This window comes from Aeromonas sp. s6 (genome assembly GCF_040907815.1).
In the GTDB taxonomy this organism is placed as follows: Bacteria; Pseudomonadota; Gammaproteobacteria; order Enterobacterales; family Aeromonadaceae; genus Aeromonas; species Aeromonas caviae.
The window spans coordinates 16,061-39,597 of the sequence record NZ_JBFOCN010000056.1; the positions used below are offsets into that span (position 1 = coordinate 16,061).

The 23,537-nt window shown below is 62.0% G+C and carries 21 protein-coding genes and 1 tRNA gene; 13 read left to right on the forward strand and 9 right to left on the reverse strand.

Annotated elements, in window-relative coordinates:
* Positions 1–142: 142 nt before the first annotated feature.
* The 9 genes from AB5Y50_RS08935 to AB5Y50_RS08975 all read left to right on the forward strand — a co-directional run bounded on the left by AB5Y50_RS08935 (position 143) and on the right by AB5Y50_RS08975 (position 9,445).
* Complete coding sequence (locus tag AB5Y50_RS08935; RefSeq protein ID WP_010676060.1) at positions 143–1,474, forward strand: glutamine synthetase family protein; 1,332 nt, start codon at positions 143–145, stop codon at positions 1,472–1,474.
* A 291-nt stretch (positions 1,475–1,765) separates the two neighbouring features.
* The gene (locus AB5Y50_RS08940; RefSeq protein WP_042878608.1) at positions 1,766–3,127 is read left to right on the forward strand and encodes an aspartate aminotransferase family protein; all 1,362 of its coding nucleotides are present in this window, start codon (positions 1,766–1,768) and stop codon (positions 3,125–3,127) included.
* 54 nt (positions 3,128–3,181) lie between these two features.
* The gene (locus tag AB5Y50_RS08945) at positions 3,182–4,279 is read left to right on the forward strand and encodes a polyamine ABC transporter substrate-binding protein (protein WP_041214238.1); all 1,098 of its coding nucleotides are present in this window, start codon (positions 3,182–3,184) and stop codon (positions 4,277–4,279) included.
* 117 nt (positions 4,280–4,396) lie between these two features.
* Positions 4,397–5,482, forward strand: coding sequence for a polyamine ABC transporter substrate-binding protein (locus tag AB5Y50_RS08950; protein WP_069784938.1), 1,086 nt, complete (start codon positions 4,397–4,399; stop codon positions 5,480–5,482).
* A gap of 76 nt (positions 5,483–5,558) precedes the next feature.
* Positions 5,559–6,713 (forward strand): polyamine ABC transporter ATP-binding protein, encoded by a 1,155-nt coding sequence (potA, locus tag AB5Y50_RS08955; RefSeq protein WP_010676056.1) that lies wholly within the window; start codon positions 5,559–5,561, stop codon positions 6,711–6,713.
* Complete coding sequence (locus AB5Y50_RS08960; protein WP_201895000.1) at positions 6,710–7,615, forward strand: ABC transporter permease subunit; 906 nt, start codon at positions 6,710–6,712, stop codon at positions 7,613–7,615. Before potA ends, AB5Y50_RS08960 begins: the two co-directional genes overlap by 4 nt.
* Positions 7,612–8,454, forward strand: a complete 843-nt coding sequence (locus AB5Y50_RS08965) for an ABC transporter permease subunit (RefSeq protein ID WP_104452119.1) — start codon at positions 7,612–7,614, stop codon at positions 8,452–8,454. Before AB5Y50_RS08960 ends, AB5Y50_RS08965 begins: the two co-directional genes overlap by 4 nt.
* Before the next feature lie 48 nt (positions 8,455–8,502).
* Complete coding sequence (locus AB5Y50_RS08970) at positions 8,503–9,228, forward strand: MOSC domain-containing protein (protein WP_210557758.1); 726 nt, start codon at positions 8,503–8,505, stop codon at positions 9,226–9,228.
* Positions 9,229–9,368: 140 nt separating this feature from the next.
* Positions 9,369–9,445 (forward strand) — tRNA-Pro (locus tag AB5Y50_RS08975).
* Positions 9,446–9,680: 235 nt separating this feature from the next.
* On the opposite strand, the gene AB5Y50_RS08980 is transcribed toward AB5Y50_RS08975, so the two are convergent.
* Together AB5Y50_RS08980 and AB5Y50_RS08985 are read right to left on the reverse strand one after the other, a co-directional pair.
* Positions 9,681–10,208: a hypothetical protein gene (locus AB5Y50_RS08980; protein ID WP_010676052.1), complete on the reverse strand. Its 528-nt coding sequence runs from the start codon at positions 10,206–10,208 to the stop codon at positions 9,681–9,683.
* 123 nt (positions 10,209–10,331) lie between these two features.
* Positions 10,332–10,796, reverse strand: coding sequence for a thioesterase family protein (locus tag AB5Y50_RS08985; RefSeq protein WP_039039661.1), 465 nt, complete (start codon positions 10,794–10,796; stop codon positions 10,332–10,334).
* Positions 10,797–10,927: 131 nt separating this feature from the next.
* Here AB5Y50_RS08985 and recQ point away from each other — a divergent pair, with 131 nt between their 5' ends.
* Positions 10,928–12,763, forward strand: coding sequence for an ATP-dependent DNA helicase RecQ (gene recQ / locus AB5Y50_RS08990; RefSeq protein WP_319882838.1), 1,836 nt, complete (start codon positions 10,928–10,930; stop codon positions 12,761–12,763).
* A gap of 48 nt (positions 12,764–12,811) precedes the next feature.
* Here recQ and AB5Y50_RS08995 read toward each other — a convergent pair whose 3' ends face one another.
* Complete coding sequence (locus AB5Y50_RS08995; RefSeq protein WP_041214243.1) at positions 12,812–13,114, reverse strand: cytochrome c; 303 nt, start codon at positions 13,112–13,114, stop codon at positions 12,812–12,814.
* Positions 13,115–13,218: 104 nt separating this feature from the next.
* Here AB5Y50_RS08995 and AB5Y50_RS09000 point away from each other — a divergent pair, with 104 nt between their 5' ends.
* The 3 genes from AB5Y50_RS09000 to AB5Y50_RS09010 all read left to right on the forward strand — a co-directional run bounded on the left by AB5Y50_RS09000 (position 13,219) and on the right by AB5Y50_RS09010 (position 15,763).
* Positions 13,219–14,646: a protein adenylyltransferase SelO family protein gene (locus AB5Y50_RS09000; RefSeq protein WP_319882839.1), complete on the forward strand. Its 1,428-nt coding sequence runs from the start codon at positions 13,219–13,221 to the stop codon at positions 14,644–14,646.
* Between the two features lie 10 nt (positions 14,647–14,656).
* Entirely contained in the window at positions 14,657–14,944 is a 288-nt protein-coding gene (locus AB5Y50_RS09005) for a DUF3630 family protein (RefSeq protein ID WP_041214245.1), read from the forward strand.
* A 144-nt stretch (positions 14,945–15,088) separates the two neighbouring features.
* Complete coding sequence (locus AB5Y50_RS09010) at positions 15,089–15,763, forward strand: 7-cyano-7-deazaguanine/7-aminomethyl-7-deazaguanine transporter (protein ID WP_010676046.1); 675 nt, start codon at positions 15,089–15,091, stop codon at positions 15,761–15,763.
* Positions 15,764–16,033: 270 nt separating this feature from the next.
* Here the strand turns inward: AB5Y50_RS09010 and rraA are convergent, their stop codons facing one another.
* The 6 genes from rraA to nirB form a co-directional block, all read right to left on the reverse strand.
* Complete coding sequence (rraA, locus tag AB5Y50_RS09015) at positions 16,034–16,519, reverse strand: ribonuclease E activity regulator RraA (RefSeq protein ID WP_069784943.1); 486 nt, start codon at positions 16,517–16,519, stop codon at positions 16,034–16,036.
* A gap of 154 nt (positions 16,520–16,673) precedes the next feature.
* Entirely contained in the window at positions 16,674–18,098 is a 1,425-nt protein-coding gene (gene mgtE / locus AB5Y50_RS09020; protein WP_041214246.1) for a magnesium transporter, read from the reverse strand.
* Between the two features lie 132 nt (positions 18,099–18,230).
* Complete coding sequence (gene cysG / locus AB5Y50_RS09025) at positions 18,231–19,637, reverse strand: siroheme synthase CysG (RefSeq protein WP_069784944.1); 1,407 nt, start codon at positions 19,635–19,637, stop codon at positions 18,231–18,233.
* 12 nt (positions 19,638–19,649) lie between these two features.
* Positions 19,650–20,462 (reverse strand): nitrite transporter NirC, encoded by an 813-nt coding sequence (gene nirC, locus AB5Y50_RS09030; protein WP_048209572.1) that lies wholly within the window; start codon positions 20,460–20,462, stop codon positions 19,650–19,652.
* 136 nt (positions 20,463–20,598) lie between these two features.
* The gene (nirD, locus tag AB5Y50_RS09035) at positions 20,599–20,916 is read right to left on the reverse strand and encodes a nitrite reductase small subunit NirD (protein WP_041202829.1); all 318 of its coding nucleotides are present in this window, start codon (positions 20,914–20,916) and stop codon (positions 20,599–20,601) included.
* Positions 20,916–23,462: a nitrite reductase large subunit NirB gene (gene nirB, locus AB5Y50_RS09040; RefSeq protein ID WP_069784945.1), complete on the reverse strand. Its 2,547-nt coding sequence runs from the start codon at positions 23,460–23,462 to the stop codon at positions 20,916–20,918. Before nirB ends, nirD begins: the two co-directional genes overlap by 1 nt.
* Positions 23,463–23,537 lie beyond the last annotated feature (75 nt).

Consider the following 23,537-nt stretch of genomic DNA (forward strand, 5'->3'; position numbering starts at 1 on the left):
TGTTTATAGTTTTTTAAACACCGCTGCTTGACAAAGGCCTTTATCACGGGCTTTTATGGTGTGGTCGATTACATTTTCTTAACAAGGGTGTTCCTTATATTAGACACCCTTGACAATGGCAACCGTAAAGTCGGGGTTTAACATGGACAGTATCAAGGGCTGGATGGAGAGCAATCGCATCACGGAAGTGGAGTGCCTGTTTCCGGATTTCACCGGCAATGCCCGAGGCAAGATCATTCCAGCCAACAAGTTTCTGCGCGAGGGGGGCATGCGGCTGCCCGAGGTCATCTTCACCCAGACGGTGACCGGCGAGTACCCGGATGACGACAGCATGATAGACCCGCTGGAGCGGGACATGCAGCTCTATCCCGATCCCAACACCATTCGTTTCGTACCCTGGGCGCTGGAGCCCACCGCCCAGGTGATCCACGACTGCTTTGACGTCAACGGCAAGCTCATCGACATCGCTCCCCGCTCCGTGCTGCGCCGGGTTCTGTCATTCTACGAGAAGCAGGGCTGGAAGCCGGTGGTGGCGCCGGAGCTGGAGTTCTACCTGGTGACCCGCAACGAAGATCCCGACTATCCGCTGGTGCCGCCGGTGGGCCGCAACGGCCGCCCGGAAACGGCCCGCCAGTCGTTCAGCATCGATGCGGTGAACGAATTCGACCCCATCTTCGAGGACATGTACGACTACTGCGAGGCCCAGGAGCTTGAGGTGGACACCCTGATCCACGAATCCGGCGCCGCCCAGATGGAGATCAACTTCCTGCACGGGGATGCCATCGATCTCGCCGACCAGGTGTTTCTGTTCAAGCGCACCATGCGCGAGGCCGCCCATCGTCACGGCATCTATGCCACCTTCATGGCCAAGCCCATGAGCAACGAACCGGGTTCCGCCATGCACATCCACCAGAGCCTGGAAGACATGGATGGCAACAACCTGTTTGGTACCAGCGAAGGGGGCAACTCCGATCTGTTCATGCATTTCATCGCCGGCCTGCAGAAATACACCCCGGCAGTGACCGCCCTGCTGGCGCCGAACGTCAACTCCTACCGCCGCCTCACCTTTGGCGAGAGTGCGCCGCGCAACGTGCAGTGGGGGGTGGAAAACCGCACCTGCGGCCTGCGGGTCCCCTTCTCCGAACCGAGCGCACGCCGGGTCGAGAACCGCTTCGCCGGGGCCGATGCCAACCCGTATCTGGCCCTGGCCGCCACCCTGGCCTGCGGCTACCTCGGCATGCTGGAGAAGCTCGAACCCATGCAGGAGATGAAGGCGAGTGCCTATGACCTGCCCTACAGCCTGCCCCGCTCGCTGGAGGAATCGCTGAGCCACCTGGAGCAGTGTGAACCCATCAAGGACATGCTGGGGGAGCGCTTCATCCGCGCCTTCGTGGCCGTCAAACGCAAGGAGTACGAGACCTACTTCGGCGTGATCAGCCGCTGGGAACGGGAATTCCTGCTGCTGAACGTCTGATCTGTCCCCGGGGGAGGCGAGGCCTCTCCCCGTCATATCGCAAGCAAGGGGCCGAAGGCCCGCCTCGCGGCGGCGCCCGCGACCCGGACGGCACCGAGTAAAGGTGAGGCCCGCTCCCGCAATGGAGAGGGGGATCACCTGCAATCAACTGGCGACGATGTTCGCCCCATGGAAAGGCATCGAGCAGGCAAGAGAGTGCCAGCCCCGTGAATGGCAGTGACCGGGCAGGCCATCCGAGCCCTCATGAATGGCGACAAGATTCGCCGAATCGAAGGAACCGAGGAGCAAGCAATGCAGCACACCACCCGTGAGTGGCAGCAACTGGAAGCCAGCCATCATCTGCATCCGTTTACCGATTTTCAGGCCCTGAACAAGAAGGGCAGTCGCATCATCACCAAGGCCGAAGGCGTCTATCTGGAAGACTCCGAAGGCAAGCGCATTCTGGACGGGATGGCGGGTCTGTGGTGCGTCAACATGGGCTATGGCCGTCAGGAGCTGGTGGATGCCGCCACTCGCCAGATGCAGCAACTGCCCTACTACAACCTCTTCTTCCAGACCAGCCACCCCCCTGCTGCCGAGCTGGCCACCCTGCTGGCCGAGATCACCCCTTCTCACCTCAACCACGTCTTCTTCACCGGCTCGGGTTCCGAGTGCAACGACACCGTGCTGCGCATGGTGCGTCACTACTGGGCCAGCAAGGGACAACCTGATAAGCAGGTAATCATCAGCCGCCACAATGCCTATCACGGCTCCACCGTGGCGGGGGCCAGTCTGGGGGGCATGAAGGGGATGCACGCCCAGGGCGGCTTGCCCATTCCGGGCATAGTCCACATCGACCAGCCCTATCACTTCGGTGAGGGAGAGGGCATGAGCGCCCACGAGTTCGGTCTGGCCCGGGCCCGCCAGCTGGAAGAGAAGATCCTGGAGCTGGGGGTGGACAAGGTAGCCGCCTTCATCGGCGAGCCTATCCAGGGTGCGGGGGGGGTCATCATTCCGCCCGAGAGCTACTGGCCCGAGATCCAGCGCATCTGCGACCAGTACGGCATCCTGCTCATCGCCGACGAGGTGATCTGCGGCTTTGGCCGCACCGGCCACTGGTTTGCCAGTGAAGGTTTTGGCATCAAACCCGATCTCATGTGCCTGGCCAAGGGCATTACCTCCGGCTATCTGCCGATGGGCGCCGTGATGGTGGGGGACAGGGTAGCCAGGGTGCTGGTGGAAGAGGGGGGGGAGTTCAACCATGGCTTCACCTATTCCGGTCATCCGGTCGCCTGCGCCGTGGCCATTGCCAACATCCAGCTTATGCAAAGGGAGAGCATAGTTAAGCGAGTTCATGATAGTATCGGCCCCTATTTGCAGCGCCGCTGGGCTGAGCTGGCGGACCATCCGCTGGTGGGGGAAACCCGTGGAAAAGGCCTGGTCGCCGCGCTGGAAATAGTGCAGGACAAGCAGACGAAACGTCGCTTCCCGGCCGAGCTCCATGCCGGGATGACCTGTCGGGAGTTCTGTTTTAACAATGGCTTGGTGATGAGGGCTGTCGGCGATACCATGATCATATCGCCCCCCTTGGTGATCACCGAGGAACAGGTGGATGAATTGGTCAAACTGGCCAGGCTCAGTCTGGACCTGACGGCTGCAAAGCTGCGGGAATAGGCGGGAACCGGGCAGGTTGGCTTACGCATACAATTTGCTTAGGAGACAAGGACTATGTCTTTTAAAAAGGGAATGATGGCTGCTTCCGTGGCGCTGGTCATGATGAGTACCGGGGCGATGGCCGACGAGAAGGTGCTGCACGTCTACAACTGGAGCGACTATATCGCGCCGGATACGCTGGAAAACTTCCAGAAGGAGACGGGCATCAAGGTGGTCTACGACGTGTTCGACAGCAACGAAGTGCTGGAAGCCAAGTTGCTGGCAGGCAAGTCGGGCTATGACATCGTCGTACCGTCCAACCCCTTCCTTGCCAAGCAGATCAAGGCTGGTGTCTTCCAGAAGCTGGACAAGTCCAAACTCTCCAACTGGCAGAACCTGGACGTCGACCTGCTCAAGGCGCTCGAACCGAGCGATCCGGGCAACCAATACTCCATCCCTTACCTGTGGGGCACCATCGGCTATGCCTACAACGCCGAGAAGGTGAAGGCCGTGCTGGGGGCCGATGCGCCGGTCAACTCCTGGGATCTGGTGTTCAAGCCGGAGAACATGGCCAAGCTGAAGGAGTGCGGTGTCTCCTTCCTCGACTCGCCGACCGAAATGCTACCGGCCGCCCTGCAATACCTGGGCTTCAAGCCGGACAGCCAGAAGCCGGATGAACTGAAGAAGGCAGAGGAGCTGTTCCTCTCCATCCGTCCCTATACCGCCTATTTCCACTCTTCCAAGTACATTTCGGATCTGGCCAACGGCAACCTGTGCGTGGCAGTGGGTTACTCCGGTGACCTGCAGCAGTCCAAGGCGCGTGCCGCCGAGGCCAAGAACGGTGTCAGCCTGACTTACACCATTCCGAAAGAGGGGGCAGGCAGCTTCTTCGACATGATCGCCATCCCGGCGGATGCCAAGAACGTCGAGGCGGCCCACACCTTCATCAATTACCTGATGAAGCCGGACGTGATCGCGAACATCACCAACGTGGTGCAGTTCCCGAACGGCAACAAGGCGGCCACGCCGCTGGTGGACGAGGCGATCCGTACCGACCCGGGTATCTACCCGACGCCGGATACCCTCAAGAAGATCTACACCTTCCCGGATCTGCCGGCCAAGGTGCAGCGTCTGATGACCCGCAGCTGGACCAAGATCAAGTCAGGCAAGTAAGAGTGACGAGTACCCCTCCCGGTCCGCAGTTCGGCCGGGAGGGTGGTGACCACCCGACAGGTTGGACGGCGCGTATGGATGCGCGACTGGCAAAATCACACAAATGAGGACTGATAAGTGCACATGACCAAGATGGCAACGCTGGCCCTGACCCTGGGGTTTGCAAATCTGACCCAGGCAGCCCCTGTGGTTCATTTTTACAACTGGTCCGATTATATCGGCGAGACCACCCTCAGTGACTTTCAGCAGAAGACCGGGATCAAGACCGTCTACGACGTGTTTGACTCCAACGAGACGCTGGAAGGCAAGCTGCTGACCGGACGCACCGGCTACGATCTGGTCGTGCCCTCCAACAATTTCCTGGCCAAGCAGATCAAGGCGGGGGCCTTCCAGAAGCTGGACCTCACCCTGCTGCCAAACCTGAGCAACCTGGACCCCTTGCTGCTCAAGCAGCTCGAGAAGGTGGATCCGGGCCATCAGTACGCCGTGCCCTACCTCTGGGGCACCAACGGCATCGGTTACAACGTCGACAAGATCAAGGAAGTACTGGGTGTCGACAAGATTGACTCCTGGGCGACCATCTTCGAGCCGGAAAACATGAAGAAGCTCTCCCAGTGCGGCGTGGCCTTCCTCGATTCGGCGGACGAGATGATCCCGGCGGCCCTCAACTACCTGGGGCTCAACCCCAACAGCCATGAGCCGGCGGACATCAAGCGGGCCGAAGAGCAGCTGCTCAAGGTGCGCCCCTATGTGGCCTACTTCCACTCCTCCAAGTACATCGGTGACCTCGCCAACGGCAACATCTGCGTGGCGGCCGGGTTCTCCGGCGACATCCTGCAGGCGGCGTCCCGGGCCGAGGAGGCGCGCAAGGGGATCAAGATTGCCTACAGCATCCCCAAGGAGGGTGGCAATCTCTGGTTCGACATGATGGCGATCCCGGCCGATGCCACCAACGTGAAAGAGGCTCACGCCCTGATCAACTACATTCTCGAACCGCAGGTCATCGCCAAGGTGAGCGACTATGTGGGTTACGCGAACCCGAACATCAAGGCGGGAGAGTTCATGGACAAGGCCGTTCGCGAGGACGAGTCTGTCTATCCCCCCCAGGCGGTGCTTGAGCGTCTGTATGTGCAGGAAGCACATCCCCGTTCGGTGCAGCGCCTGATCACCCGGAGTTGGACCAAGATCAAATCCGGAACCTAACCTTGGTGCCCATCCCGGGGCGCCAGATTGTATTGATGGATCGGCCCAGGCCGGAATCACCTTTGGGAGTTTGGTAATGGCGATAGCCTCCAGTGCCTACAAGAAAGCCCTCGAGGGCAGCCAGCAGCGTAAAGAAGTGCTGGTCAAAATAGACAGGGTAAGCAAGCAGTTCGACGAAACGCTGGCGGTCGACAACGTGTCTCTCAACATCCACAAGGGCGAGATCTTCGCCCTGCTGGGTGGGTCCGGCTCCGGCAAGTCCACCTTGCTGCGGATGCTGGCCGGGTTCGAGCGACCCACGGAAGGACGGCTGTTCCTCGACGGCGTCGACATTACCGACATGCCGCCCTATGAACGCCCCATCAACATGATGTTCCAGTCCTACGCCCTGTTCCCCCACATGACGGTGGCCCAGAACATCGCCTTCGGCCTCAAGCAGGATGGCCTGCCCAAGGCGGAGATCGATGCCCGGGTGGAAGAGATGCTCAAGCTGGTGCAGATGACCCAGTACGCCCGCCGCAAACCACACCAGCTCTCCGGTGGTCAGCGTCAGCGGGTGGCCCTGGCCCGTTCCCTGGCCAAGCGTCCCAAGCTGTTGCTGCTGGACGAGCCCATGGGGGCGCTGGACAAGAAGCTGCGCTCTACCATGCAGCTCGAGCTGGTCGAGATCATCGAGCGGGTGGGCGTGACCTGCGTCATGGTGACCCACGATCAGGAAGAAGCCATGACCATGGCCGAGCGGATCGCCATCATGCACCTCGGTTGCATCGAGCAGATCGGCAGCCCGATGGATATCTACGAGACCCCGGCCAGCCGGCTGGTGTGCGAGTTCATCGGCAACGTCAACCTGTTTGACGGCCTGCTGGTGGAGGATGAGCAGGACCACGCCATCATCGCCTGTGCGGATCTGGAGCAGCCCATCTATGTGGGTCACGGCATCAGCTCCCGGGCGGAGAACAAGAAGGTCACCTATGCCCTGCGTCCGGAAAAACTGCTGATGAGCCTGCAAAAGCCGGAAGAGATCGAGCATCCGGACTTCAACTGGACCAAGGGCGAGGTTTATGACATCGCCTATCTGGGCGGCCATTCCGTGTATCACATCCAGTTGCCCTCGGGCAAAATCGTTCAGGCTTTCATCGCCAATGCCGAACGCCACGGCAAACGGCCGACCTGGGATGACCAGGTGTTCCTCTACTGGGAAGATGACAGCGGCGTGGTGCTGCAATCATGAAGGTATTGAGACGACTCAAACAGGTGGGAGGGCGGCAGCTGGTCATCGGCATCCCCTTCTTCTGGCTGTTCCTCTTCTTCCTGCTGCCCTTCATCATCGTCGTGAAGATCAGCTTCGCCGAAGCGGACGTGGCCATCCCGCCCTACACGGACGTGGTGAGCTGGGCCGACAATCAGCTCACCATACTGCTCAACCTGGGCAACTACCTGCTGCTGCAGGAGGATGAGCTCTACATCGCGGCTTATCTGGGGTCCCTCAAGATAGCCCTGGTCAGCACCCTGCTCTGCCTGTTGATCGGTTATCCCATGGCTTACGCCATTTCGCGGGCCAACAAGGAGACCCAGACCGTTCTGCTGCTGCTCATCATGATGCCGACCTGGACGGCGATCCTGATCCGGGTCTACGCCTGGATGGGGATCCTCAGCAACAACGGCCTGCTCAACAGCGTCCTGCTGGGCATCGGGGTGATCGACGAACCGCTGCAGATCCTCAATACCAACCTGGCGGTCTATATCGGCATCGTTTATTCCTACCTGCCGTTCATGGTGCTGCCGCTCTACGCCAACCTGGTCAAGCACGACCAGAGCCTGCTGGAGGCGGCCTCCGATCTGGGTGCCCGCAACCTGACCCGGTTCTGGCAGATCACGGTGCCACTCTCCAAGAACGGCATCATCGCCGGTTGCATGCTGGTCTTCATCCCGGTGGTGGGCGAGTTCGTCATCCCCGAGATGCTGGGTGGTCCGGAGACCCTGATGATCGGCAAGGTGTTGTGGCAGGAGTTCTTCAACAACCGTGACTGGCCGGTGGCCTCCGCCCTGGCGGTGGTGATGCTGGCGGTGCTGATCATTCCCATCATCCTGTTCAACCGCAACCAGGCCAAAGAGCTGGAGGGCAAGGCATGAGACGTTTCGGTTTTGCCAAGCTGATGCTGTGGCTGGGTCTGCTGTTCATCTACCTGCCCATGATCATCATGGTCATCTACTCCTTCAACGCCTCCAAGCTGGTGACGGTGTGGGGAGGCTGGTCGCTCAAGTGGTACTTCGGCCTGCTCGACAACAAACAGTTGATCGGGTCCGTGTTCCGCTCCCTGGAGATCGCCTTCTACACCGCCATCGCGGCGGTGGCGCTGGGGACGTTGGCGGCCTTCGTGCTGACCCGGATCCCTCACTTCCGTGGCCGGACCCTGTTCGGTGGCATGGTGACGGCGCCGCTGGTGATGCCCGAGGTGATCACCGGTCTCTCCCTGCTGCTGCTGTTCGTGGCCATGGCCCAGCTGGTGGGTTGGCCCGCGGAGCGGGGCATGCTGACCATCTGGATAGCACATACCACCTTCTGTACCGCCTATGTGGCAATCGTGGTGTCGGCGCGGTTGCGGGAGCTGGATCTCTCCATCGAGGAGGCGGCCATGGACCTGGGAGCCAAGCCCTGGAAGGTGTTCTTCCTGATCACCATCCCGATGATAGCCCCGTCGCTGGCGGCGGGTGGCATGATGTCGTTTGCCCTGTCGCTGGATGATCTGGTGCTGGCGAGCTTCGTCTCCGGCCCGGGTTCGACCACCCTGCCGATGGAAGTGTTCTCGGCGGTGCGCCTCGGCGTGAAGCCCGAGATCAACGCCATCGCGAGCCTGATCCTGCTGTCGGTATCCCTGTTCACCTTCGGTAGCTGGTATCTGATGGCCCGGGCGGAGAAACGCCGTCGCGCCGAGATCGCCATGACTACCCAGATGCAGGCAGTTGCCTGACCTGCCCCGTGATAAGATCCGCATTCCCCCATCCGTCAGGAGAATGGAATGCGGATCTCCCTCTTCATCGGCCAGAGCGCCGAACTGAACCCAGAGCAGGCCCCCGGCCTCATCAGTGCCATCCACAAGCAGCCTGCCGACGCCCCTCTGTGGTGTGATTTCCTCGGCCTTCGCGGGGATGAGCAGAGCGACAGACGCCATCATGGCGGCCCGGATCGGGCCCTGCACCATTACCCGGCGGAGCACTACACCTGGTGGAAGACTTGGCAAACCGCGCTGGGGCTGCCTGTACCACGCACACCCTGGCAGCCTGCTGCCTTTGGTGAGAATCTCTCTGGTTCGGGGCTGACCGAGGCGCAGGCCTGCATCGGCGATGTCTATCGACTTGGAGAGGCGCTGATCCAGATAAGTCAGCCCAGATCCCCCTGTTTCAAGCTCAACCAGCGCTTTGGCTATAGCCAGCTCTCCCAGGTGATGCAGCTGAGTGGCCGCTGTGGCTGGCTGCTGCGGGTGCTGGAAGAGGGAAGGGTGGATCCGCAGGGGGAGCTGACACTGGTGGACAGACCCTACCCTGAGCTGACGGTGAAGCGCACCGCCGACATCCTGTTCAACCAGGCCCGCAACGAGGAAGAGCTGCAACTGCTGCTGGAGAACCCGGCGCTCTCTCCCAACTGGCGCCAGCATGCGGCTCATTGGCTGGAACATGGAGTGGTGGCGGATTGGAGCCGGCGTTTGCTGGGGCCGACCGAGTTCAGGTTGTCTCGACAGGGCTGAAGGCAGGCGGAAAGATACCTTGTGGCGATTTTTGCTGCTACTCGCTGAATTATTGAGCGTAAAGCCATTTTTTTAGAGTGAATGCAAAAAAAGGCTTGTGTCGGGTCGGGGCTTTCGGTAAATTCTCGCCCCGCAGACATCGGTGTGTAGCGCAGCTTGGTAGCGCACTTCGTTCGGGACGAAGGGGTCGGAGGTTCGAATCCTCTCACACCGACCACATTTGAAAAGGCCGCTCAATGAGCGGCCTTTTCGCATTTGGTCTGTTGAAGCAAAGCTGACATTTCCATTGCCGATTGCTGCTCCTGCTCCGATTTCCCTCATTTGCCCAACTAAAAGGGCCACCGCTCGGTGGCCCCACTGGTGGAGTCTGATCCTGACTCCGGCACTCTAGATTGTGACAATCTCGTTGTGGGTCTTGTCGATGGTGCCCTCCTTGCGCCCCAGGCGCTCATTCAGATATGCCAGTGTTGATGCCGCAATGCCTTGAAACCGTGTTGGGTTTGCAGGGCCGCATGCTTGGGGTACTCACTAATGAAATGTGCTATTCCCTCCATCAGTTGTGAACGCAGCGAAGACACGGGCTCATGCCAGGCTTGCAGGCAGAGATGACCAGGGATCAGCTGCTCTCGATACGCTTCCAGCAGTGATTCCGGCCAGGGCTCGATATGGGAATCGTGACGCAGTAAATAGTGGGCGGCGGGTTCACGGGCATAGATGAACTGAACTTGGGCCAGGTCGCGTTGGCTTAGCGTTTGGCTGCCGATATGGCAAGTCAGATATTTCCCCGTCTTCAGATTCAGGAAGTGACCGCGTTGCCGACAGGCAATGATGCGATACCAGGGCAGGGGTGAACAGAGAGAATACCCCTCCAGCTCCTGTTCCAACCAGTGACGGCACTCTGGGGTCTGCACTTCTTCGCGCATGGCCTCAAGTCGTGTCAGCAAGGCTCTGGATGGTTGGGTAGCCAGTATCGCGCTCATCGTCTGCAATCCTCCCTCTGCACAGAATCCCGACTTTCAGTATGGACCCTGAGCGGAGGAGGGGGTAAGAATTCTAATGATTAAAATCAGCTTAGAAGCGCACTTTTTATGCAATAAAAACCATTAGCCGACGAGGTAGGTGCCCGTGCCGAAGGCGATGTGGGTGCCCTCTTCGTTGTGCAGCTCCATGCGGGCGACCGCGACCTTGCTTCCTGCCCGGATGATGTGGGCGGTGGCGATGAACTCGTTGCCGCGACCGGGACGAAGATAGTCCACCCGCAGATCGATGGTGCCAAGCCGCGAGAAGCGCTCCTTGAGATAGCTGGGGGAGAAGTCCTCCAGCTCGTCGATGCAGGAGGCTGCGACTATCATGCCGCCCGCCACGTCGAGCAGGCTGGCGGTGACGCCGCCGTGCAGTATGTTGTGGAAAGGGTTGCCGATGAGCTTCTGTTCCATCTTGATGCGCAGCTCCACCTTGTCGAAGTCGTAGTGGGTGACTTGCATGCCGATCAGCTTGTTGAAGGGCATCTTTTCGGCGAACAGGTTGGCTATGCCACTGAGCGCCATCTTCTTGAGCATCTGTTTCATTCCTTGAGTCCGCCCTGTCATCAAAGCCGAGTAAAAACTCCAGCCAGTCTGCAACACTTCCTTAACACTCGCAATGGCAGGTTTATTGTGGGCGGCGGCTGCTTTAGAATGGCGACCCCAAAGGAGAGCCCATGACCGTCATTGCCGAAACCCTGCCTGACCCTCAGCCAGAGAATCCCCTTGCCCTGTTGCAGGCGGTGTTTGGCTATCAGCAGTTTCGGCCGGGCCAGCTTGAGATCATCGAGCAGATAGTGGCGGGGCGCGATGCCCTGGTGCTCAAACCCACCGGCGGCGGCAAGTCGCTCTGCTACCAGATCCCGGCGCTGCTGCGACCCGGGCTCGGGGTGGTAGTCTCCCCCCTCATCTCGCTGATGAAGGATCAGGTCGACACCCTGCGTGCCAACGGCGTGGCGGCGGTCTACATCAACTCGGCCCTGAGCCGGGAGGAGATGATCCAGAACTTTGCCGCCATGCGCCGAGGCGAGATCAAGCTGGTTTATGTTTCCCCCGAGCGTTTGCTGCAGCACGAGTTCATGGACCGGTTGGCGGAGCTGCCCCTCGGCCTGTTCGCCATCGACGAGGCGCACTGCGTCTCCCAGTGGGGGCACGATTTTCGGCCGGAATACGCGGCGCTGGGACGGCTCAAGCAGTGGTTCCCCCAGGTGCCGGTGGTAGCGCTCACCGCCACCGCCGACGAGGCGACCCGCAGCGACATGCTGCACCGGCTGGAACTGAACGATCCCTTCATCCACACCGCCAGCTTCGATCGGCCCAATATCCGCTACAGCCTGGTGGAAAAGTTCAAGGCAGCGGAGCAGCTGCTTCGCTACGTGCAGAGCCAGAAGGGCAACTGCGGTATCGTCTACTGCTCCAGCCGCAACCGGGTGGAGGAGGTGGCCGAGCGGCTCTCCCGCCACGGCTGCAAGGCGGCACCCTATCATGCAGGGCTGCCGCTGGAGCTGCGTCAGCAGACCCAGGAAGCCTTCCTCAAGGATGACATCGAGATCGTGGTGGCGACGGTGGCGTTCGGCATGGGCATCGACAAGCCCAACGTGCGCTTCGTGGTGCACTACGACATCCCGAAGAACATCGAATCCTACTATCAGGAAACCGGCCGCGCCGGGCGTGACGGCACTCCCGCGGAGGCGCTGCTGCTCTACGATCCCGCCGACATCGGTAGGGTGCGCCGGCTGCTCGACAACATCGAAAACCCCCAGCAGTTGCAGGTGGAGCAGTACAAGCTCAACGTGATGGCGGCCTTCGCCGAGGCGCAGACCTGCCGCCGTCAGGTGCTGCTCAACTACTTCGGCGAGTACAACGACAAGCCGTGCGGCAACTGCGACATCTGCCTCGATCCGCCCCAGAGTTATGACGGCACCGAAGACGCCCAGAAGGCGCTCTCCTGTGTCTGGCGGGTGGGACAGAATTTCGGGGTGGGTTATGTGGTGGAGGTGCTGCGCGGATCGCTGAACCAGCGCATCAAGGATCACGGTCACGACAAGCTGTCGACCTACGGCATCGGCAAGGATCAGAGCCACGAATACTGGATGAGCGTCATCCGCCAGCTGATCCACAAGGGGTTGCTGACCCAGAACATCACCCGCAATCTGGTGTTGCAGCTGACCGAAGCGGCCCGACCCGTGCTGCGTGGAGAGATGAAGCTGGAACTGGCAGTCCCCCGCCTGCAGCCCATCTCCAGCCGCAAGGAGAAGCGCAACGGGCTGTTCGACAACGCCAACTACGACAAGCGGCTGTTCAAGGAGCTGCGCGCCCTGCGCAAGCAGATCGCCGAGGATGAAGAGGTGCCGCCCTATGTGGTGTTCAACGACGCCACCCTGGTGGAGATGGCACAGCTCATGCCGATGACCGAGGAGGAAATGCTGGCGGTCAACGGTGTCGGTCACCGCAAGCTGGAGCGCTTCGGTGAGGCCTTTATGGACCTGATCATCGACTACTGCCGCCGGTAGGCTGGCACAACAAACAGTGGAAAGGCGCCCGTTGGTCGGCGCCATGCATTATTTGAGGCTGGCGTAATAGGCCGCCAGATTCTCCATGTCCGCCTCGGTCAGCATCGCCATGAAGGGAACCATCAGTGGCTCGGTACGGGAACCCCCCTTGAACGCCTTCATCTGCTTGAGCAGATAGGCCTGGTTCTGGCCCGCGAGGTGGGGGTAGGTCGGGACGCTCGCCTTGCCATCCGCGCCATGACAGGCGGCACAGACCACGGATTTGGCCTTGCCTGCGTCTATGTCGGCCGCCTTGGCCTGATGGCCCCAGGCAAGCGCCAGCAGGGGCAGGGTATAGACCCACTTTTGCATCGTCTTCTCCTTGAAATGAATAATCGTGATCGCCTGTTAGCCTCGACGAGCCGACGGCGGTATAAAGAGTGACACGAGCATACGCAGGGACAACCCTCATCACCATGAAGTTGATCAACACTTTTGCCACCGAACTCCCCTGGGCTTGCGAGCCCGTTGCCCCGCAGCCGCTGCATGGCCCCAGATTGCTGCATCTGAACCGTGCGCTGCTTGGGGAGCTGGGGCTCGGGGAGGTGAGTGAGGCGCAGTGGCTCGCTTGTTGCGGCCAGGGGCAGCCCCTGCCGGGCATGCAGCCGGTGGCTCAGGTCTATGCGGGCCACCAGTTCGGCGGCTACAGCCCGCGTCTCGGGGATGGCCGCGCCCTGCTGCTGGGGGAGCAGCTGGCGCCGGATGGCAGCCGCTGGGACCTGCACCTCAAAGGGGCGGGCAAGACGCCATTCTCCCGCTTCGGCGACGGCCGTGCCGTGCTGCGATCCAGCATTCGCGAGTACCTGGCTTCCGAGGCGCTGCATGCCCTCGGCATTCCCACCACCCGGGCTCTGGTGCTGCTGGGCAGTGACGAGCCTGTCTACCGGGAGCAGGTGGAGAGCGGGGCGACCGTGCTGCGCACCGCGCCGAGCCATCTGCGCTTCGGTCACTTCGAGTATTTCGCATGGAGCGGACAGGGGGAGAAGATCCCGGCCCTCATCGACTATGCGCGGCGTTACCACTTCCCCGAGCTGACCGATGGCGCCGAGCTGTTTGCCGAAGTAGTGCGCCGCACCGCGCGGCTCATCGCCAAGTGGCAGGCGGCGGGGTTCTGTCACGGGGTGATGAACACCGACAACATGTCCCTGCTCGGGCTGACCCTGGATTACGGCCCCTACGGTTTCATCGACGCCTATGTGCCGGACTTCGTCTGCAACCACTCGGATCCGGATGGTCGCTATGCGCTGGATCAGCAGCCTGCGGTCGGATACTGGAACCTGCAGAAGCTGGCACAGGCGCTGGCCGGCCATGTGGATGGCGACGCGCTCGCGTCGGCCCTGGCCCAGTACGAGCACCAGCTGATGTTGCACTACTCCGAGCTGATGCGCGCCAAGCTGGGGCTGGCGGTGTGGGAAGAGGAGGATCCGGCGCTGTTCCGCGAGTTGTTCCGGCTGCTGGCGGCGCACAAGGTGGATTACCACCTCTTCCTGCGACGGCTGGGGGAATTGACCGCTCAGGGTGACTGGCCCGCCAGCCTGCTGGCCCTGTTGCCGGTTCCTGCCGTCTGGCAGGGGTGGCTTGAGGCCTATCGGGCACGCCTCGCCCGGGAAGGGAGCGAGGATGGCGTGCGCAAGGGGCAGATGGATGCGGTCAATCCCAAGTATGTGCTGCGCAACGCCCTGGCCCAACAAGTAATAGAGGCGGCAGAGCAGGGCGACATGGCGCCGTTCGAGCGGCTGTTTGCGGCCCTGCAGCACCCCTATGATGACCAACCCGAATACGAGGATCTCGCCACCCCGCATCCGGGCTGGTATTGCGGGGGCGAGCTCTCGTGCAGCAGTTGAGGAGCCGCAGATGAACTGGCGTATCACGCAGATAGACAGGGAAGCCGGGGTGGTGATGCTGACCTGCCCGGGCCTTGACTGGGACAGCTTCCCGACTCTGGCAGAGGCCCTGTTGCAGGAGTGGGAGCTGGCGGCACTCGAGCGGGAGTGGGGGGCGGATCGCCACAGCTGGCTGCTGGAGTTTGAAGGCAGCTGCTTTCGGCTCGAGTACGAACATTACAGCGGCTGCTGGCTGGCGGCGGTGCAGCCGGACGACGCGGAGGCGCTGCTCTGGCTGGCTCGGCAGTCCCGGGAGTGAGCTTGGCGTGCGATGCGAGTCAATCCCTTGAGATAACCGCATAAAGATTGAACTATCAATTTTGGGGCGTATAATCTCGCCCCTTGATTATCGCCATGGTGGCGATATGGGTTCCCTAACCCCATTAACCAAAAAGGTCACAATATGAACCTGACTCCGGCTCAGTACCAGACGGCACTGATGCGTCTCTCGTTGTTCCACATCCTGATCATTGCCAGCAGCAACTACCTGGTGCAGCTGCCGATCACCATCTTTGGCTTCCACACCACCTGGGGGGCCTTCAGCTTCCCGTTCATTTTCCTGGCCACCGATCTGACGGTGCGGATCTTCGGCGCCGGCCTGGCGCGCAAGATCATCCAGACCGTGATGCTGCCGGCATTAACCGTGTCCTACGTGCTCTCGGTGCTCTTCTTCGAAGGGAGCTTCCAGGGGGTGGGCAATCTGGCAGAGTTCAATCTCTTTGTTGCCCGGATCGCGTTAGCCAGCTTTATGGCCTATCTGGTGGGCCAGTTCATGGATGTGGTGGTGTTCAACCGCCTGCGCCTGCTGAAAGCCTGGTGGGTGGCACCGGCGGCCTCCACCCTGTTCGGCAATCTGGTGGATACCATCGCCTTCTTCAGCATCGCCTTCTGGCGCAGCACAGATCCCTTCATGGCCGAGCACTGGGTCGAGATCGCGACCGTAGATTACGTATTCAAGTTGCTGATAAGTCTGGGGTTGTTTGTGCCACTTTACGGTGTGCTGCTGCGCTATCTCAGCCGCAAGCTGGTGGGGGAGGCCGGATTGGCTGGCCTACAAGCTGCTACGCGACAAGCCTGACGAGATTGACCACCCCCATGGGTGGTCAATTTTTTTGCGATCTTCGCAAATAAGGCTTGCACAGTTAAATGAGAATGATTATTGTTAACTTGTTTTCCGGGAAAGACTTCATTTGTTCCAACGTGATGGACTTCTTGTGAAGGCACGACATTGCTCACATTGCTTCCAGTTAAGGGGCCAGTAGTTTACTGGCCCTCTTTTTTGCGTCTTTTCCGCCATCAGCGGGCATAAAAAATGGGAGCCAGGGCTCCCATTTTCACTCAGCGCTGTTTACTCGATGTCGAGGGCATCGGGGGAGAGGATCACCCCAGTGGTATCGGCATAGAGGTGGTCATCCGGCAGGAAGGTGACGCCGCCGAAGTTGACCGGCAGATCGGTTTCCCCGCTATCCTTGCTGTCGGCGCCCACCGGAATGGCCGCCAGGGCCTGAATGCCGATGTCGAGATCTTCCAGGATATCGACCTCACGGACGCAACCGTAGCAGACGATCCCTTCCCACTCATTTTCCGCCGCCGTGGTGGCGATCTCGCTGTCGATCAGGGCACGCCGCATGGAGCCACCGCCGTCGATCAACAGCACGCGACCAACGCCGTTCTCCTTGACCAGTTCACGGATAAGACCGTTCGATTCGAAGCACTTGACCGTGGTGATGACGCCGCCGAAAGAGGCGCGGCCGCCGAAGGAGCAGAGCATGGGTTCGAGTACATCCACCATGTCCTGATAGATGTCGCACAGTTCTGAAGTGTTGTATTCCATTGTGTCAGATCCACCGCTGGAAACAGGTGGATCCAGTATAAGGAGTGGGGTTGGCATTTCAACGACTATTCCTTGCCCAGTGGCGGGAAATGCCGTTTTTGCGCGAAAGCGGCCCCGCGTCATGGCAGGAGCCGCAGACGGTCAGCCTCGGGCCCTAGAGCAGGAACAGGGTCGCCAGCCCCAGGAAGATGAAGAAGCCGCCGGTGTCGGTGATGGCGGTGATCATCACGCTGGCCCCCACCGCCGGGTCGCGCCCCAGCCGGCTCATGGTCATGGGGATGATGACCCCCATTAGCGCCGCCACCAGCAGGTTGAGCATCATGGCGAGCGTCATCACCGCGCCCAGCGCCGCATCCTGATAGAGCAGGAAGGTGGCGATGCCCATGATGCCGCCCCACACCAGGCCGTTGATCAGGGCCACCCCCAGCTCGCGCCACAGCAGGAAGGAGACGTTGCCTGTCTGGATGTGCTGCAGCGCCAGCGCCCGCACTATCATGGTGATGGTCTGGTTGCCGGTGTTGCCGCCGATGCCGGCGACGATGGGCATCAGCGCCGCCAGCGCCACCAGCTGGGAGATGGTGTGCTCGAACAGGCCGATTACCCTTGATGCCACGAAGGCGGTGCAGAGGTTGATGGCGAGCCAGGCCCAGCGGGTCTTGACCGCCTTGGAGACGGGGGCGAACACGTCTTCTTCCTCGCTGATCCCCCCCATGCGGCGCAGGTCGGTGTCGCTCTCTTCATAGACCAGATCCACCACCTCGGCGACGGTGAGCCGGCCCATCAGCTTGCCCCTGGCATCCACCACGGCGGCGGAGACCAGGTCGTCCCGCTCGAAGGTGCGGGCGGCGGCCTCGTCGTTGTCTTCCGGATCGAAGGTGACCGGATCCTTCTCCATCGCGTCGCTCACCAGGGTCTCGGGCTTGTGCAGCAGCACGGCGGTGAGGGGCAGCTCCCCCTGCAGCCGGTTGCGCCGATCGGTGACAAACAGCTTGTCGGTGTTCTCGGGGATCTGGCCGCGCAGGCGCAGATAGCGCTGGACGGTGGCCAGGGTCACGTCGGGCCGCACCGTGATGAGCTCGAAGTCCATCATGGCGCCGACCGTGTGCTTGCCGTAGCGGATCACCTCCCTCACCTTGTCCCTGTCCACCGGCGCCATGGAGGTGAGCAGCCGCCCCATCAGGTTGCGGGGCAGGTGCTGGCCCAGGTAGATCTGGTCGTCGATGTCGAGGGTGCTCAGGGCGTGCAGCAGCTCCTTGTCGCTCATGCCGCTGATGAGGCTGTCCCACACCGTCTCCGACGCTTCCACCAGGATCTGGCCGTGCTTGTCTGCATCCACCTGCTGCCACAGCACATGGCGCTCGTCCGGCGGCAGGGACTCCAGCGCATCGGCGATATCGGCGGCGGGCAGGCTGTTGACCAGCCGGGTCAGCTCGCTGGTCTGATCCCGAAGCGCTGCGTCCTGCTCCCCTTGCGGGTCGAGCAGGCTCTCGGTGAGGGCGTCATCGGCCAGCAGCAGCGTGAGGATGCGGGCTCTGTCGTGTTCACGCTGTTTGGCGCTGTTCTTGGGGGGGAGGGACATGAAGCAGAATTCCTGAATTCGGTGGTCCGGCTGACACAGCCCATAGGATACCAGACTCAAAACAAGAGGTTATGACAGTAGATGCAGAAAAAGAAACGCCACCCGAGGGTGGCGTTGGAATGGATGCAGCGATCAGGCCGAGGCCAGGGCCGCGTCTGCGGCGCCTCCTTGCCCGAACCAGGCAAGCTGGTCCGCCAGGGTCACCACAGATCCCACCATGATGAGGGCAGGGCTCTCGACCCCCACCGCCAGCTCGGGGAGCCGATCCAGGGTGCCGCGAATGACCCGCTGGCAGGGCTGGGTGCCGCGCTCGATCAGCGCCACCGGGGTGTCGCCCGCCTTGCCGTGGGTCAGCAGCTGCTCGCGGATGGTGGCGCAGGAGGAGAGCCCCATGTAGAACACCAGGGTCTGCCTGTCTTTGGCCAGCAGCGGCCAGTCGAGATCCTGGGCGCCCCCCTTGCCGTGGGCGGTGACGAAACGCACGCTCTGGGCGTGATCGCGGTGGGTCAGTGGAATACCGGCGTAGGCCGCGCAGCCGCTGGCCGCCGTGATCCCCGGCACCACCTGAAAACCGATGCCAGTACCAACAAGCGTCTCCAGCTCCTCGCCACCACGGCCGAAGATGAAGGGGTCACCCCCTTTCAGCCGCACCACCCGCTGGCCCTTCTTCGCCTCCTCCAGCAAGAGCTGGTTGATCCCCTCCTGCGGCACGCAGTGGTTGCCCGCCTGCTTGCCGACGAAGATGCGCTTGGCGTCGCGGCGCACCAGGGCCATCACCTCATCCGAGACCAGCCGGTCATAGACCACCACGTCGGCCTGCTGCATCTGGCGCAGGGCGTGCAGGGTGAGCAGACCTGGATCGCCGGGGCCAGCTCCCACCAGCACCACCTCGCCACCGGTCTGGCTTTCGTCGGCAAACAGATTGTCGGCCAGCTGATTGGCTGAGGCGCTATCACCCCGTGCCAGTGCCTGCCCGAGCCGATCCGTCCCGAGCAGCCGCTCCCAGAAGCAGCGCCGCTCGCCCATGGTGGCGAAGCGGGCCTTGACCCGCTCCCGCAGGCTGCCGGCGAAGGTCGCCACGGCCCCCAGATGCTGGGGCAGCAGGGCCTCGAGTTTTTCCCGCAGCAAGCGGGCCAGCACCGGCGCCTTGCCACCGGAGGAGATGGCCACCATCAGCGGCGAGCGGTCGATGATCGACGGCATGATGAAGCTGGAGCGCTTGGGGTCATCCACCACGTTGGCAAAGATCCGCGCCATATTGGCGCTCTGGTAGACCAGGGCATTCACCTCGCGCCGATCGGTGGCGGCTACCACCAGCCACTTGCCCGCCAGTTGCTGCGGCGCAAATTCACCGGCCAGCCACTCGATGGTCCCGTTGGCAGCCAGTTCCGCCAGCTCGGGGTCGAGATCGGGCGCGACCACGGTGAGCTGGGCTCCGGCATCCAGCAGCAGGCGCGCCTTGCGCTCTGCTACCTCGCCGCCGCCGACCAGCAGCACGGGTTTGTTGTCGAGTCGGCAAAAGATGGGCAAGTAGTCCATGGGGCCTCCTGATCAGGCGGTTTGGGTCTGGCTGGCAGTGGTGGTGGTCTCGCTCACCGCGACCGGGCGCTCGGCCTTGGGGGTGGCATACCAGTAGCCGAGGCCCATGAAGAGGGCGCCGGAGACGGTGTTGCCCAGGGTTACCCACAGCAGGTTGTGGCCGATGCCGCCCAGGGTGTAGGCCTCGGAGTGGGCACCGAACCAGGAGAGGGCAAACAGGGTCATGTTGGCGACTGAGTGCTCGTAGCCGGAGGCGATGAAGGCCAGCAGACACCACCAGATGGCGATGAACTTGGCGGCACCCTCGGTGCGCAGCGCCATCCAGATGGCGAGGCAGACCAGCCAGTTGCACAGCACGCCCTTCATGAACAGGGTCAGCGCCGGTGCCTGGGTCTTGGCCAGCGCCACCTTGTGCGCCAGGCTGCCCGTGTCCGGCAGCAGGCTGCCGCCGTAGGAGTAGATCAGCGCCACCGCGATGGAGCCGAGCAGGTTGCCAGCCCAGGTCTGCGGCAGGATGCGCAGCAGGTCGGCCATGGCGATCTTGCCGGTCTTCACCCCGAAGGTGAGGAACATGGTGTGGCCGGTGAACAGCTCGGAGCCGGCGATGATGACGAGCGTCAGGGCGATGCCGAAGGTGGCCCCCATCACCAGCGGACGGATGCTCGGGTCCACCAGGTTGCCCAGGGTGAAGATGAGGATGATGCCGAGGCCCACATAGGCCCCCGCCATGGCGGAGCTGAGCCAGAAGCCGAGCTTGTCGCTGCGCTCGAAGCGGTTGATGCGGGCCGCGTTGGCGGCGCACTTGTTGATGGTTTCGGTATACATCTTTGTTTCCTTCAAGAGGGCCGCCCGCGGGCAGCCCTGACTGTTTTTTAACCCCCTCCCTGCCTCCCCCTTGTCAAGGGGGAGGAGCTTTTTGCTCCCTCACCTGTGAAGGGGAGGGCCGGGGTGGGGTCTGGTGTTAGACGGCGACCCAGACCTGCTGGTCGCGTACTTCAACGGGGTAGCTTTGAACCGACATCGCAGGGTTGTCGAAACAGTGGCCATCGCTCAGGCGAAAGCGCTGCTTCTTGAGCGGGCTGGCGACCCAGAGCTCGCCGTCGTGTTCGCAGATCAGGCCCCGCGACAGCACGTTGGCGGCGAAGAAGGGATCCCGGTTGTCGATGGCGAACACTTCGGCGGCCGCGCTCGGGCGGAACAGGGCGATCTGACGACCCTCGATCAGAGCGCAGACGCCGGTGCCCGGCAGGATGTCGTTGAGTTGGCAGGCAAGCTTCATCATTTGGTTTCCACCTCGATCTGGTAGACGGGGATGCGCTCGGCCGGGGTCGCCGGTCGGTGCTGGTCGCGTTCGCTGACGAACTGGACGTCCGGGTCGCGCTTGTCGCTGTTGATGAAGTGGCTGAAACGCTTGAGTGCCTCCTCTTCGTTGAGGGTGCGCGACCATTCGCACTCGTAGCTGTCGATGAGGGTCTGGATATCGCGCTCCAGCGTCTCGGCCAGCCCCAGCTTGTCGTCGACGATCACCTCGCGCAGGTAGTCGACGCCCCCTTCCAGGTTGCCGAGCCAGACCGAGGTGCGTTGCAGTTTGTCGGCGCTGGTGACGTAGAACATCATAAAGCGGTCGATCAGCTTGATGAGGGTCTCGCGGTCGAGGTCAGACGCCAGCAGGTCGGCGTGGCGCGGCTTCATGCCGCCGTTGCCGCCCACATAGAGGTTCCAGCCCGCATCGGTGGCGATGATGCCGACATCCTTGCCCTGGGCTTCCGCACATTCGCGGGTACAGCCGGAGACGCCGAACTTCATCTTGTGCGGGGTGCGAATACCCTTGTAGCGGTTCTCGAGGAAGACCCCGAGGCCGACGCTGTCCTGCACGCCGAAGCGGCACCAGGTGCTGCCGACGCAGGTCTTGGCCATACGCAGCGCCTTGGCGTAGGCCTGACCGGTCTCGAATCCGGCTGCCAGCAGCTTGCGCCAGATGGCGGGCAGGTCATCCTTCTGGGCCCCGAACAGACCGATGCGCTGGGCGCCGGTGATCTTGGTGTAGAGCTTGTAGTCGCGGGCCACTTCGGCCACCGCCAGCAGCCCTTCCGGAGTCACTTCGCCACCGGCCATGCGCGGGATGACGGAGTAGCTGCCGTCCTTCTGCATGTTGCCGAGGAAGATGTCGTTGGTGTCCTGCAGCGGGATATTGCGCGGGCTCAGCACATGCTCGTTCCAGCAGGAGGCGAGGATGGAGCCGACGGTCGGTTTGCACACCTCGCAGCCATAGCCCTGACCGTGCTTGGCCAGCAGCTCGTCGAAGCTCCTGATCCCCTCCACCTTGACCAGATGGAACAGCTCCTGACGGGAGTGGGGGAAGTGGGCGCAGAGGTGGTTGTTGACCTCGATGCCCTGCTTCACCAGTTCGGCGTTGAGCACCTGACTGATGAGCGGCACGCAGCCGCCGCAGCCGGTACCGGCCTTGGTGTGCTGCTTGATGGCGGCAAGGGTGGTGTGACCCTCGGCCACCGCCTTGGCGATGTCGCCCTTGGAGACGTCGAAGCAGGAGCAGATCTGGGCGCTTTCCGGCAGGGCATCCACCCCCAGCGTCGGCTTGGCACCGGCGTAGGCGGGCAGGATCAGGGTGTCCGGGTGGCTCGGCAGCGGCAGGGCGTTGAGCATCATCTGCAGCAGGTTGCCGTAATCTTCCACGTCACCCACCAGCACGGCGCCGAGCAATCGGCTGTTGTCTTCGCTCACCACGATCTTCTTGTAGACACCGGCCTGATCGTCCTGGAACACATAGCTGTGGCTGCCCGGGGTGCGGCCGTGGGCATCACCGATGGAGCCGACGGAGACGCCGAGCAGCTTGAGCTTGGCGCTCATGTCCGCCCCTTCGAAACGGCTGTCGCCGCCGAGCAGATGGTCGACGGTGATCTGGGCCATCTTGTAGCCCGGTGCCACCAGCCCGAAGAAGCGGCCCTGCCAGGCGGCGCACTCGCCGATGGCATAGATGTCGGGGTCTGAGGTGAGGCAGTGATCATCGATGACGATGCCGCCGCGCTCGGCGATGGCGAGATCACCGTAACGGCCGAGGGTATCTTGCGGGCGAATGCCGGTGGAGAAGACCACCACGTCCACTTCCAGCTGGCTGCCATCGGCAAAGGCGAGGCGGTGTTTCGCCTGCTCGCCGCCATGCATCAGGATCTCGCTGGTGCTTTTGCTGGTGTGTACCTGAACGCCCATGGATTCAATCTTGCGGCGCAGCAGCTGGCCGCCCTGACCGTCGAGCTGCTCGGCCATCAGCACCGGAGCAAACTCCACCACATGGGTCTCGAGACCCAGCGCCTTGAGGGCGCCGGCGGCTTCGAGGCCAAGCAGGCCGCCCCCGATAACCACCCCGCTCTTGCCGCTCTTGGCGGCGCTGCGGATGGCTTTCAGATCCTCGATGGTGCGATAGACGAAGCACTCGTGGTGCTGACTGCCCTGGATGGGCGGCACCCAGGGGTAGGAGCCGGTGGCCAGCACCAGCTTGTCGTACTCGACCACAGTGCCCTTGTTGGAGTGCACTTCGCGGTTGGCCCTGTCGATTTTTTTCACCGCTTCGCCGAGCAGCAGGCGGATGCCGTGCTTGTCGTAGAAGCCGGGTTTGACGAGGGAGAGATCTTCGCTGGTGTGGTGGGAGAAGTAGGAGGAGAGATGGACGCGATCGTAGGCGGGACGGGGTTCTGCACCGAAGACGGTGATCTCGTAGCGGCCCGGATCGGCCCGCTCGATCAGCTCTTCGATGAAGCGGTGCCCCACCATGCCGTTGCCCACAACGACCAGTCTGACTTTGCTCATAGTTGCCTCAAGTTTGGAGTAATAAAACATCATTCTGGGGCTAGGCTACCCAGTCAGTCGGGGCGGGCGATTGAT

Excerpts from the sequence above, each read along its gene's own strand:
- AB5Y50_RS08935 (WP_010676060.1), top strand. The coding sequence starts at position 143 with ATGGACAGTATCAAGGGCTGGATGGAGAGCAATCGCATCACGGAAGTG.
- AB5Y50_RS08940 (WP_042878608.1), top strand. The coding sequence starts at position 1,766 with ATGCAGCACACCACCCGTGAGTGGCAGCAACTGGAAGCCAGCCATCAT.
- AB5Y50_RS08945 (WP_041214238.1), top strand. The coding sequence starts at position 3,182 with ATGTCTTTTAAAAAGGGAATGATGGCTGCTTCCGTGGCGCTGGTCATG.
- potA (WP_010676056.1), top strand. The coding sequence starts at position 5,559 with ATGGCGATAGCCTCCAGTGCCTACAAGAAAGCCCTCGAGGGCAGCCAG.
- AB5Y50_RS08960 (WP_201895000.1), top strand. The coding sequence starts at position 6,710 with ATGAAGGTATTGAGACGACTCAAACAGGTGGGAGGGCGGCAGCTGGTC.
- AB5Y50_RS08965 (WP_104452119.1), top strand. The coding sequence starts at position 7,612 with ATGAGACGTTTCGGTTTTGCCAAGCTGATGCTGTGGCTGGGTCTGCTG.
- AB5Y50_RS08970 (WP_210557758.1), top strand. The coding sequence starts at position 8,503 with ATGCGGATCTCCCTCTTCATCGGCCAGAGCGCCGAACTGAACCCAGAG.
- AB5Y50_RS08980 (WP_010676052.1), bottom strand. The coding sequence starts at position 10,208 with ATGAGCGCGATACTGGCTACCCAACCATCCAGAGCCTTGCTGACACGA.
- AB5Y50_RS08985 (WP_039039661.1), bottom strand. The coding sequence starts at position 10,796 with ATGAAACAGATGCTCAAGAAGATGGCGCTCAGTGGCATAGCCAACCTG.
- recQ (WP_319882838.1), top strand. The coding sequence starts at position 10,928 with ATGACCGTCATTGCCGAAACCCTGCCTGACCCTCAGCCAGAGAATCCC.
- AB5Y50_RS08995 (WP_041214243.1), bottom strand. The coding sequence starts at position 13,114 with ATGCAAAAGTGGGTCTATACCCTGCCCCTGCTGGCGCTTGCCTGGGGC.
- AB5Y50_RS09000 (WP_319882839.1), top strand. The coding sequence starts at position 13,219 with ATGAAGTTGATCAACACTTTTGCCACCGAACTCCCCTGGGCTTGCGAG.
- AB5Y50_RS09005 (WP_041214245.1), top strand. The coding sequence starts at position 14,657 with ATGAACTGGCGTATCACGCAGATAGACAGGGAAGCCGGGGTGGTGATG.
- AB5Y50_RS09010 (WP_010676046.1), top strand. The coding sequence starts at position 15,089 with ATGAACCTGACTCCGGCTCAGTACCAGACGGCACTGATGCGTCTCTCG.
- rraA (WP_069784943.1), bottom strand. The coding sequence starts at position 16,519 with ATGGAATACAACACTTCAGAACTGTGCGACATCTATCAGGACATGGTG.
- mgtE (WP_041214246.1), bottom strand. The coding sequence starts at position 18,098 with ATGTCCCTCCCCCCCAAGAACAGCGCCAAACAGCGTGAACACGACAGA.
- cysG (WP_069784944.1), bottom strand. The coding sequence starts at position 19,637 with ATGGACTACTTGCCCATCTTTTGCCGACTCGACAACAAACCCGTGCTG.
- nirC (WP_048209572.1), bottom strand. The coding sequence starts at position 20,462 with ATGTATACCGAAACCATCAACAAGTGCGCCGCCAACGCGGCCCGCATC.
- nirD (WP_041202829.1), bottom strand. The coding sequence starts at position 20,916 with ATGAAGCTTGCCTGCCAACTCAACGACATCCTGCCGGGCACCGGCGTC.
- nirB (WP_069784945.1), bottom strand. The coding sequence starts at position 23,462 with ATGAGCAAAGTCAGACTGGTCGTTGTGGGCAACGGCATGGTGGGGCAC.